The sequence below is a fragment of the Staphylococcus sp. HMSC34C02 genome (assembly GCF_001838705.1).
Lineage (GTDB): Bacteria > Bacillota > Bacilli > Staphylococcales > Staphylococcaceae > Staphylococcus > Staphylococcus borealis.
Map to the genome: position 1 here is coordinate 585,641 of NZ_KV838592.1, position 10,898 is coordinate 596,538.

A 10,898-nucleotide genomic window follows, 5' to 3' on the forward strand; every position below is an offset into this window, starting at 1 on the left:
AATTCAAAAGAATTCTGTCCCGCTCCCTTTTTTAGTTTAATGAAATTTTAATTAATTAAAGCCTGATGGTTATGAATATCTTCAAAATCATAGTTCTTAATAATCTCACATCCTAATGGATGTCTGCCATTATCAACATGTTGATTAACTTCTTCTAGTACTTCTAAAATTTCATATTCTGGTGTTTCAATATTAAATGAATATCTAAATATATGTCCGTGATCAGATTTAACAGTTGCCATGAGTTCGTCATTAATCATTTTATAGCCTAGCAATTCCATTATTGATTCCCCCCAATAAGTGTGATTACTTAGTTATAATGTAGCATGTAAAAATGCATGATGACAGTAATTTTACTTAAATGCTAATGATTATCATTTCGGTGTTTATTTTGTGAGGAATACTAGGAAAAGGGATTAAAATTGGGCATAAAAAGAGGGTGACGTCGGGTTAAGGCGTCACCCAGGAGTATTATGTTCATGAATATAAAAGACTTTGTAGTTATTATTTAACTACACCCTTATACTACCATGTAACCGACCATAATGACAATGAAAAGTACTTAAAATATTAAAAAATTTCGTTTAGTCCTATGATTTGTAAAAGTCGTATTTAAGTTAAGTATTAAAAGCTAAAGGATCGTGCTACTTTTGAAATTTTAGACTACCCGTAGACTTACATTTACAATTTAAGTATGCCATAATCTATATAATATTAAATTGAAGTGGGTGTGTATATGGATGGCATCTTAACCTTTATTTCTATTACGTTACTTATCATTATAGTGCCTGGTCCGGATTTTTTAATTGTTATGAAAAATACAATCCATTCGGGTAAAGTAAATGGGGCAATGTCAGCATTAGGTATCACTTCTGCACATGTCATTTATTCGTCATTAGCTGTGTTGGGCATTATATATATCCTTACAAGTTTATATTACATATTTTTGATCATTAAAATACTTGGTGCGTGCTATCTAGTGTATTTAGGCGTACAAAGTATTCGCACCGCACGTCAGTCGATGAATTTTAATACAACTCGTATTGGCATCGATGATGTGAGCTATTTTACTTCGTATCGTCAAGGCTTTATAAGCACTATTTTAAATCCTAAAGCACTACTGTATTATGTGAGTGTTTTATCTCAATTTCTATCAACTGGTGGTATTGAAGTAAAGTCACAAGTAGCCATTTTATCTATAATTGTCATCATCGTTATCTTAATTTGGTTTTTATTCTGTGTATTTGTATTTCAATATATTAAGTTACTATTCAGTCAACCGAAAATAAAAGCTGCATTCGATTATATGGTAGGTATCATTTTAATTGGATTATCCATTCATTTATTATTAAGCAAGAGTAGTTAAATTAAAGTAAAGGATTGTAGTATATGAAACTATATTTAGTTAGACATGGTGAATCACAATCAAATTATGACAACAAACATAAAAGAGCTTATTTCTGTGGTCAATTAGATGTACCACTAACTAAAAAGGGTATTGAGGGTGCACAAAATTTAGAAAGTTATTTTAAAGAAAGACAAATTGATCACGTCTATGTATCCGACTTAACGCGTACGCAAGAAACCTATCGCTATATCTTTCCTTATGAGATACCGACGACAATTACGTCATTGCTTCGTGAACGTTCACTTGGTGTGTTTGAGGGCGAGTATAAAGATACGTTGATGCATGATGCGAAGTATCATCGTTACTTTAATGATCCGGAATATAAAGATTTCCGTCACAGTTTCACTCAAAAAGCGCCTGAGGGTGAGAGTTATAGAGATGTGTATCATAGAGTTCATCTATTCTTTGAACAATTGAATCGTCATGATGATAAAACAATTGTGATTGTAGCACATCAAGTCGTTATTCGTTGTATATTTGCATATTTCAATATGATTGATGAGGATGAAGCATTAGATTACAATGTCGACAATTGTAAGCCGTACTTTTTAGAAATATAATATGTATGAAAATAATTGTTTAACAATTAAAAGAGGCTAGGACATACATAATATAATGGTGCTATTTTGCACATTCGCAGTAGCTGACTGAACTGAGAAGGCGCTTAAATCGAGCTTTTCTCAGTTCTAGTCATCCTTGCGGGGGTGGGCGGGGCCCCAACACAAAAAATCACGAAAGTGATTTTACAAGCTAAGCAAGGTTGGGGTTCGGGGCCCCAACACAAAAAATCACGAAAGTGATTTTACAAGCTAAGCAAGGTTGGGGTTCGGGGCCCCAGCAAAGAGAATTTCATAAAGAAATTCTACAAACAAAGCAAGCTGGGAGTGGACGACGAATTCAAAAGAATTCTGTCCCACTCCCCAATCTTAGTATGTTTTTTATTTATCTAATACGTCAGATTTAATATTTTTATCATCTAGGAATTTTTGGATTTTATCTTGTTGTTTACCATTCACATCACCTGCATAATGCGTAGGCACATCGACAACATTAATTGTATTTTGAGGTTCATAATTAAGTTGCTCAATACTCTTATCTACATCCGCAATCGTACTATTTAAGGCGTGGAAGTAGTTAATAATTCGCTCCGTATTTTCTTTATAACCAGAAGGTAACGTATTGTTTTTTACGAAATCTTTGAAATGTATATCGTTTTTAACGGCCAAATTTGATAAGTTGCTAAGTTTTTTGGCTTGTTCATCCGTAACGTGTGTTTGACCTGTACTTTGACGGTCAATTTGGCTTTGCATTACATATTTATTATCTAAAATATCACTATTTACATCTAAATATTTTTTAATGGCTTTATTCATTTCATCTTCAGTTAGTTTTTGATTCTTTTTATCGGAAGTGAAAATATCGCTCTCTTTCAACGCTTTAGCATTTTTAGGTGCATTAACACCATTACTATGATGGTCTGTTGAATCATTATTCTCCTTAGGTGCACAAGCACTTAATGTTAGTAATAATGATAAAAAGAGACCTATTATTAAACTTTTCTTCATAGGTTTCTAAAATCTCCTTTATTAGTAACGCAACTATAATTTTACATAGTAATAGATTATCATTTATTGAAAAATAATTGAATGTTAAGTGCTTAAAATCACAATTATCTATGAACAATTTGTGGCATTTATCCATCTACATATTTTGTATTTCTACTATTGTATTACCTTTTGCAAACCAAAGTCTTAAATGAGTCCAAACCTGTTCTACTTGCTCAGTTAGTTTATCCTCGGGAATAGGGTACAGCATATCTCCTGCAATCATAACTTCAATAGCCATAATCGCTTCATCTAAGTCTGAAGATGAACGTAATTCGTGGAATAACATAGTCATATCCGTGTGTATCTCTTCTTTATCATCAGTAGTGAAGTAGTGTTTTATGAACGTTTTAAATTCTTTAATCACTTTGTCCGCTTTATAATATTCATGGACATCGAAAGAAAGTAACTCTTTTAATGTCTTTGGTTCATAATAATCAAGATCTAATGATTCAACATAAGTTGGGTCAATATAATGTGCCATTACTGGATGGACTAAATACCCTTGCTTAATAACTGTGAAGTGATGCATGTTTAAAGATTGAATATGGAATTTAATTTCATTGCTTGATTTGGATGTGTTTAATAATCGTTTTAATAATTTTGAAACGAATTGCAGTGACACGACACCATATAAATTTGTTGCTGCAGTATAAAATCTAAATAAGGTAATTTCTTTATCACTTTTATTTTGATCCTTCATTTCGCTTATTTTATATTCAACATGTGCTTCTTTTAACAAATTATTAACACTATTCGTAAATGTAGAATCTAGAATTTCATCGCTTAATAATTTTTCTAAATCATGCTCATCGATGTTTTCAACGCCCATATCTATAAGTTTGTTAATATGATCGCTATTTACATCGAATAAAAGATTCAATTCTTCATCAATATAGTCATCTTCATCTAAGAAGGGGACGTCGTTATTAATAGTCAGTAAATCGGGCAAAAGATTATCTAACCCACCAATATCATTCACATATTGTGAAAAATGATTCATAACATCCTGTGGTATGATAATAACTTCGCTACGTATATCAAATCTTAAAATAAATAGATGTCTTTCTAAGACCTGGAAATCCATACTTAAGTATGCATTTAATGCATTGAAGTCATAATTCGTATTAACATTTTTACCAGATTTATATGTATCTACAAAGATATCTAGTATTCTACGGGGCATTCGTCCGAATTCCTGTTTTAAAATTGAAAAATCTCGGAAGAAAGCGTCATTTATTAAATCGATAATTGAGGCTTTTTTCTTATTAGAGAAACCTTTAATTTTATAAGAACGACAAATATCTTTTAGACTTTCCATATTATATTCAGCCATTTCCTCTTTAAGAGAAACGTTTTTATACTTTTCAATTGCTGTATATTGCCCATGAAGTTTCATAACATAATCTTCTTCTCTGATGGTTTTTGGTGGAAAATCAGGGTACTTTTTCTTTAAAACCACTTCGTTCAACATAGTTAGTATGAGATTATTTACGACAAACGTATCTTCTTTTACAAATGTAACAATGCCATATTTATAACAAATAGGTAACTTTTTTAATTTTCTCTTATTAATTAGAATGAGTGATTCACCATTTTTTAAAAAAGTACTAATATAATTTTTCTCAGATTGACTCATCTCATTGTAAAGTCGCGTTAATGTTTTAGGTTGTGAAGCGAGTTCAAACAACATATCGGCTTTGCTGTAATAAGATGGTGGATTTACAAGTTGCTTCAAGTTACTCGTTTGTTCCTCTGAAATTAGGGATAGTGATTCATGCATAAAGAAGACATCCAATGTTATTTATCTGTATAAGTTTAGATTATCATAGATAATATGAAAGTCATACAAAAACAGAGACCCTTACATGGGTCTCTGTTATATATGAAGATATTTGATAGGTTAAGTGATTGATAGGGATAAGAAGCAAGGTCATAAAGATCTTACACCTATCCTTAAATAGTAATTAATTTCTAATGATATAATCGAATGCATTTAATGCCGCATTGGCACCAGCACCCATAGAAATAATAATTTGTTTATTTTTTTGGTCAGTAACGTCACCAGCCGCAAATATACCTGGAACGTTTGTATTGTTATTACGATCAATAACAATTTCGCCACGGTTATTTAATTCTACTGCGTCACCAATCCAATGTGTGTTTGGTACTAATCCAATTTGTACGAAGATACCATCTAAGCTTAATTCTTTCATTTCGCCAGTAGTTAAATCTTCGTAACTAATACCAGTTACATGATCTTCACCTAATACTTCAGCAGTTCTTGCATTCGTGTGAATGTCTACGTTTGATAGTGAACGCAAACGATCTTGTAATACTGTGTCTGCTTTAAGTTCTGATGAATATTCAAATAAAGTAACATGTTTAACAATTCCTGCTAAGTCGATAGCAGCTTCAACACCAGAGTTTCCTCCACCGATAACTGCAACGTCTTTATTTTCGAATAAAGGACCATCACAGTGAGGGCAGAAAGCAACCCCTTTATTAATTAAACGATCTTCACCAGGAATGTTAAGCTTACGCCAACTTGCACCTGTTGAAATAATAGCAGTCTTAGTTTCTAAAACAGCATCATTTTCAAGTGTGACACGGATGGCTTGATCTGTCTTCTCAATATTAGTAGCACGGATGCCTGTCATTGTATCAATGTCATATTCATCAATGTGTGCTGCGAGATTAGCTGAGAATTGAGAACCTGTTGTTTCTTTTACAGTGATAAAGTTCTCGATACCAGCAGTATCATTAACTTGGCCACCAATACGGTCAGCAATAATACCAGTACGTAGTCCTTTACGAGCAGTGTAAATGGCTGCACTACCACTAGCTGGGCCACCACCGATGATTAAAACATCGTAAGGGTCTTTACCTTCGAATTCAGAAGCGTCTTGTGTACTGCCTAATTTAGTTAAGATATCTGAAATAGTCATACGTCCATTGCCAAATTCTTCACCATCTAAGAATACTGCAGGAACAGCCATGATATCTTCTGATTCTTCACGGAATACAGAACCATCAATCATCGTATGCGTGATATTAGGGTTAACAACACTCATTAGGTTTAATGCTTGAACAACATCAGGACATTTTTGACACGTTAAACTAACGTATGTCTCGAAGTTGTATTTACCTTCTAAACCTTTAATTTGATCAATGATAGATTGTTTCTCTTTAGGGGCACGACCACTAACTTGTAAAATTGCTAATACAAGTGAATTAAATTCATGACCTAAAGGAATTCCGGCAAATGTGACACCAGCTTCTTCATCAGGTTTGCTAACTGAGAAACTTGGCGTACGTTTTAAATCTTTTTCTACGATTGTAATGTGTTCAGACATTTCAGCGATTTCGTCTAAAAGTGCTTTAAGCTCTTTAGATTTATCATCAGAACCGATACTTGCTCTGAATTCTACATCGCCTTCCATAAGTCCTAAAAGTTGCTGTAATTGTTGTTTTAAATCAGCATTAAGCATTCTTTAATGCCTCCTTAAATTTTACCTACTAAGTCTAATCCTGGTTGTAATGATTCAGAACCTTCTTCCCATTTAGCTGGGCAAACTTCACCTGGATGTTGACGTACGTATTGAGCGGCTTTGATTTTATTTACTAATGTGCTTGCGTCACGGCCAATACCATCTGCATTGATTTCAGCTGCTTGAACAACGCCGTCTGGGTCAATAATGAATGTACCACGTTGAGCTAATCCAAGTTCTTCGTCTAATACGTCGAAGTTACGAGTGATTGTTTGTGAAGGGTCACCAATCATTTGATATTGGATTTTGCTGATAGCATCTGAATGATCATGCCAAGCTTTGTGTACGAAATGTGTATCAGTTGATACTGAGAATACATTTACACCTAAGTCTTGTAATTTGTCATATTGGTTTTGTAAATCTTCTAATTCAGTTGGACATACGAATGAGAAGTCAGCTGGGTAGAAACATACGACACTCCAAGAACCTTTTAAATCATCTTGGCTTACTTCTTTGAATTCGTCATTTTTAGGATCATAAGCTTGCGCTGTGAATGGTAAAATTTCTTTATTGATTAAAGACATAACTTAAATTCCTCCTGATTATCGTGAATATTAATTAGAACTACATAATAATAATTGCTTGTTTATAATAATTCTAATTTCTTAAGTATTATTATTACATGCTATTTCTTATTCGTCAACTTAATGCACTTATAAGTGATAAAATGCTGTTTTAACATTGTTTGAACAGGTTTTTTAACACGTCGTTAAGAAAATGAAGAAGTGATTAAGTTTTAGTTTTTAATTTGAAAAATAGGTGTTATCATTTCTTCTGAATATCAATTAACCTTTTTCATTCTCAACTAAACATATATTTTTAATCATGCAAAATAAAATAAATATAAAAAGAACGGAATAGAAACCACATATAGTATGAAGATTTCATTGTTCCGTTCAATAATAATGAATAGGGTGTATAAATAATTTATTTAAGACTCAGGATAATGTTGGAACGTATGTTTAATCAATGACTTTAACTGTGACTGATCCTACTTTGTCATAGTCAGCAGTATACGTACCTTCTTCTAAATTTAAAGGAGAAATAAAGGTTCCAGAAGAAATAAATTGTCCTCTTTTTAAAGATTTGCCATGAGAATGTAATTTTTTATTTAACCATTTCACGGATTCAATAGGGTTTCCAAGCACTTCACTAGAGTGACCAGTTTCAATTTGCTGATTATCTTTGAATAATTTTAAATTAATAACTGCGAATGCTTCATAATCGAGAGGTGTGATGCGTTCGCCCACTACGATGAGTCCTGTAGCAGTATTATCAGAAATCAAGTCACCTAGAGTAAAATTAGGGAACCAATCTTTATAACGTGCATCTGGAATTTCGATTCCTGGTGCGATTTTCACACTTTCTAATATAGTTTGCGTGTCAGCATCTTCAGGTAAGTCAGCAGTTAATTCAAAAATAATTTCAGGTTCTAATAGTGGCGCAAATAATGTAGTGAGTGATACGCCATGACCATTTTCTACAACTTGATGAGATAAAATTGTACCGTAAGCTGGTTCGTTAGTATTAGCGATGGCTTGAGTTGCAGCACTTGTCATACTTACTTTATAACCTTTGATAGGGACCTGCTTCTCAGCTTGAATTTGCTGAATAAGATCATCTTGTGTTTGATAAGCTTCAGGTTCAGTAAGCGTGTGTGTGTTACTTACAAATTCAATAGGTTCCTTTGATATATATGCTTGAAATAAGGCGTTTGATACTTCTTTATTTGCTTGGCTCATGCTATCTCTCCTTAAATATCTGAAAATTGTTACTATTATGATAACTATAAAATGACCATCATGCAAATGGTTTATGAGAGATAAGTAATTCTTTATAAAAGCAAAATAAAAAATAAATTGTTACGATGTAGTCAATAGGATTGAAGGAGTGGATACAATGACAGACTATGTTTACGATTTAATGAAAAAACACCATTCAGTAAGACAATTTAAAGATAAACCGCTAAGTGATGACACAGTTAGAAAGTTGGTAGAAGCAGGTCAGAGTGCATCAACGTCTAGTTATTTACAAACATACTCAATCATTGGTGTAGAAGACCTAAACATTAAAGAACAATTAAAAGAAGTATCAGGCCAGCCATATGTTGTGGATAATGGCTATTTATTTGTCTTTGTTTTAGATTATTATCGTCACAATTTAATCAATGAAACTGTTGATTTTGACATGCAAACTTCTTTTGAATCAGCAGAAGGGTTGTTAGTAGGTGCAATCGATGTGGCTTTAGTGTCTGAAAATATGGCTTTGGCTGCAGAAGATATGGGTTATGGTATTGTTTATTTAGGTTCACTACGAAATGATGTTGGTCGTGTTAAAGAAATTTTAGATTTACCTGAATATGCATTTCCATTATTTGGAATGGCTGTGGGAGAACCGGCAGAGGGCGAGAATGGTGCACCTAAGCCACGTTTACCGCTTGATCATGTATTCCATAAAAATGTTTATAATAGTAATGCGAAAGAACAAAGAGAAGCAATTCAAAAATATGATGAGACAGTTAGTAACTATTATAAAGAACGAACGAATGGAAAACGCCAAGAAACATGGTCAGAACAAGTCGCTGGGTTCTTAAGTGGAAAAACACGTTTAGATATGTTAGAAGAATTGAATAAATCAGGATTAATGAAGAAATAATCGAGTTTTAATAAAGAAAGCGTAGCTAACGATTACAATGGTTTGAAATAAACATAGTAACGTTTGAGCTACGCTTTTTAAAATATGAATTAATTTGTTGATAAATCTCCATATTCGTTTGAGTTAAACTTATCTTTGTCCATATTACCAGTCAGCTTAGCTGTACCAGTACCTGCTAATATTGAATCATTAACGTTCAATGCAGTACGTCCCATATCGATGATGGGTTCGATTGAGATAAGTACCCCTGCAAGTGCTACTGGAAGGTTTAACGTTGATAATACGAGGATAGATGCAAATGTTGCACCACCACCGACACCAGCTACACCAAATGAACTGATAATAACAACGCCAATTAAAGTAAGTATAAATGGTAGATCAATATCTACGTTTGCAACTGGTGCTACCATGATTGCTAGCATCGCAGGATAAATACCTGCACAACCATTTTGACCTATGGATAAGCCAAATGATGCTGAGAAATTAGCAATCCCATCTGGTACACCTAATCGTTGCGTTTGCGTTTGAATGTTTAATGGTAATGCACCCGCACTTGAACGAGAAGTGAATGCGAATACAAGCACTTCGAATGTTTTCTTAACGTAACGAACTGGATTGATACCCATAATTGCTAATAATATTAAATGGATAATGTACATTGTGATTAATGCTGCATATGATGCAATCATAAATTTACCTAATGTCCATATCGCTTGGAAATCACTTGTAGCGATTGTTGATGCCATAATCGCAATGATACCGTATGGTGTGAGTCTTAATACAAATGTCACGATAGACATGACCAATGAGTAAATTGCATCGATACCACGTTTTAATAAACTACCACTTTCCGGTTGTTTGCGAGCCACACGTAAATAAGCAAAGCCTACGAAAATTGCAAAGATAACCACTGCAATTGTAGATGTTGTTCTCTGACCAGTGAAATCTAAGAATGGATTACTTGGTAATAATTCTAGAATTTGTTGTGGTAACGTATTAGCAGTTATATCTTTCGCTTGATTACTAATTTCGCTGCCTCTTGAATTTTCTGCACTGCCTAAATCAATGCTTGAGGCATCGAGGCCAAATACAATGGCATAAAAAATTCCTACAATAGCAGCAATAGCTACAGTCCCAATTAAAAACATAAAAATATAAGTACCGATTTTAGCGAATTTATCACCAATTTGTATTTTACTGAATGCTGATACGATTGAAATGAAAATCAGTGGCATTACAATCATCTGTAGTAATGCAACATAGCCGTCTCCTACAATACTGAACCAATCTGTAGTTGTTTCAAGTACTTTAGAGTTGGCACCATAAATGAGATGTAAAGCAATTCCAAACACGATACCCAATCCTAATGCGGTAAATACTCTTTTAGGAAATGAGACATGCTTTTTAGCCATTATAAATAACCCAATTAAGAATACGATCATAATGACAATATTAATAACTGTAAAAAAAGTCCCCATAATGAATCTCCTTATAATATTCTAATTCCGACATACTTTATAAGGATAATACTATTTATTTTATATTTCAATACTTTGAAATAAAAAGCATAAATTATAAGTTTTTGAAAAGACACAATAGCTAATTAAATTAAAATAATTTAAAGTTTTAAATTATTAATCATATAAAAAGGCTCTATAATAAATTGGACTGATGACTAAA

General features: G+C 33.0%; 10 protein-coding genes. 3 read left to right on the top strand and 7 right to left on the bottom strand.

The window, feature by feature from the left end:
• Positions 1 to 47 precede the first annotated feature (47 nt).
• Positions 48 to 281 carry a hypothetical protein gene (locus HMPREF3239_RS11465; RefSeq protein WP_053030269.1) on the bottom strand — a complete coding sequence of 78 codons (234 nt, stop codon included), beginning with the start codon at positions 279 to 281 and terminating at the stop codon, positions 48 to 50.
• A gap of 455 nt (positions 282 to 736) precedes the next feature.
• On the opposite strand from HMPREF3239_RS11465, the gene HMPREF3239_RS11470 reads away from it, so the two are divergent.
• On the top strand, positions 737 to 1,366 hold the full coding sequence (locus tag HMPREF3239_RS11470; protein WP_070855666.1) for a LysE family translocator: 630 nt from the start codon (positions 737 to 739) through the stop codon (positions 1,364 to 1,366).
• Between the two features lie 23 nt (positions 1,367 to 1,389).
• Positions 1,390 to 1,968 carry a histidine phosphatase family protein gene (locus HMPREF3239_RS11475; protein WP_070855667.1) on the top strand — a complete coding sequence of 193 codons (579 nt, stop codon included), beginning with the start codon at positions 1,390 to 1,392 and terminating at the stop codon, positions 1,966 to 1,968.
• Positions 1,969 to 2,346: 378 nt separating this feature from the next.
• On the opposite strand, the gene HMPREF3239_RS11485 is transcribed toward HMPREF3239_RS11475, so the two are convergent.
• The 5 genes from HMPREF3239_RS11485 to HMPREF3239_RS11505 form a co-directional block, all read right to left on the bottom strand.
• Positions 2,347 to 2,973, bottom strand: coding sequence for an NDxxF motif lipoprotein (locus HMPREF3239_RS11485; RefSeq protein ID WP_053030267.1), 627 nt, complete (start codon positions 2,971 to 2,973; stop codon positions 2,347 to 2,349).
• Positions 2,974 to 3,109: 136 nt separating this feature from the next.
• On the bottom strand, positions 3,110 to 4,795 hold the full coding sequence (locus HMPREF3239_RS11490) for a hypothetical protein (protein WP_070855669.1): 1,686 nt from the start codon (positions 4,793 to 4,795) through the stop codon (positions 3,110 to 3,112).
• A gap of 184 nt (positions 4,796 to 4,979) precedes the next feature.
• Entirely contained in the window at positions 4,980 to 6,503 is a 1,524-nt protein-coding gene (gene ahpF / locus HMPREF3239_RS11495) for an alkyl hydroperoxide reductase subunit F (RefSeq protein ID WP_053030265.1), read from the bottom strand.
• A gap of 14 nt (positions 6,504 to 6,517) precedes the next feature.
• The gene (gene ahpC / locus HMPREF3239_RS11500) at positions 6,518 to 7,087 is read right to left on the bottom strand and encodes an alkyl hydroperoxide reductase subunit C (RefSeq protein WP_053030264.1); all 570 of its coding nucleotides are present in this window, start codon (positions 7,085 to 7,087) and stop codon (positions 6,518 to 6,520) included.
• A gap of 438 nt (positions 7,088 to 7,525) precedes the next feature.
• Positions 7,526 to 8,305: a 2-keto-4-pentenoate hydratase gene (locus tag HMPREF3239_RS11505; protein WP_070855670.1), complete on the bottom strand. Its 780-nt coding sequence runs from the start codon at positions 8,303 to 8,305 to the stop codon at positions 7,526 to 7,528.
• 157 nt (positions 8,306 to 8,462) lie between these two features.
• On the opposite strand from HMPREF3239_RS11505, the gene HMPREF3239_RS11510 reads away from it, so the two are divergent.
• Complete coding sequence (locus tag HMPREF3239_RS11510; protein WP_070855671.1) at positions 8,463 to 9,218, top strand: NADPH-dependent oxidoreductase; 756 nt, start codon at positions 8,463 to 8,465, stop codon at positions 9,216 to 9,218.
• A gap of 89 nt (positions 9,219 to 9,307) precedes the next feature.
• Here HMPREF3239_RS11510 and HMPREF3239_RS11515 read toward each other — a convergent pair whose 3' ends face one another.
• Positions 9,308 to 10,696, bottom strand: coding sequence for an L-cystine transporter (locus tag HMPREF3239_RS11515; protein ID WP_053030261.1), 1,389 nt, complete (start codon positions 10,694 to 10,696; stop codon positions 9,308 to 9,310).
• Positions 10,697 to 10,898: the final 202 nt, after the last annotated feature.

Coding starts and splice junctions, on each gene's coding strand:
- HMPREF3239_RS11465 (WP_053030269.1), bottom strand. CDS start 281: ATGGAATTGCTAGGCTATAAAATGATTAATGACGAACTCATGGCAACT.
- ahpF (WP_053030265.1), bottom strand. CDS start 6,503: ATGCTTAATGCTGATTTAAAACAACAATTACAGCAACTTTTAGGACTT.
- ahpC (WP_053030264.1), bottom strand. CDS start 7,087: ATGTCTTTAATCAATAAAGAAATTTTACCATTCACAGCGCAAGCTTAT.
- HMPREF3239_RS11505 (WP_070855670.1), bottom strand. CDS start 8,305: ATGAGCCAAGCAAATAAAGAAGTATCAAACGCCTTATTTCAAGCATAT.
- HMPREF3239_RS11475 (WP_070855667.1), top strand. CDS start 1,390: ATGAAACTATATTTAGTTAGACATGGTGAATCACAATCAAATTATGAC.
- HMPREF3239_RS11510 (WP_070855671.1), top strand. CDS start 8,463: ATGACAGACTATGTTTACGATTTAATGAAAAAACACCATTCAGTAAGA.
- HMPREF3239_RS11470 (WP_070855666.1), top strand. CDS start 737: ATGGATGGCATCTTAACCTTTATTTCTATTACGTTACTTATCATTATA.
- HMPREF3239_RS11490 (WP_070855669.1), bottom strand. CDS start 4,795: ATGCATGAATCACTATCCCTAATTTCAGAGGAACAAACGAGTAACTTG.
- HMPREF3239_RS11485 (WP_053030267.1), bottom strand. CDS start 2,973: ATGAAGAAAAGTTTAATAATAGGTCTCTTTTTATCATTATTACTAACA.
- HMPREF3239_RS11515 (WP_053030261.1), bottom strand. CDS start 10,696: ATGGGGACTTTTTTTACAGTTATTAATATTGTCATTATGATCGTATTC.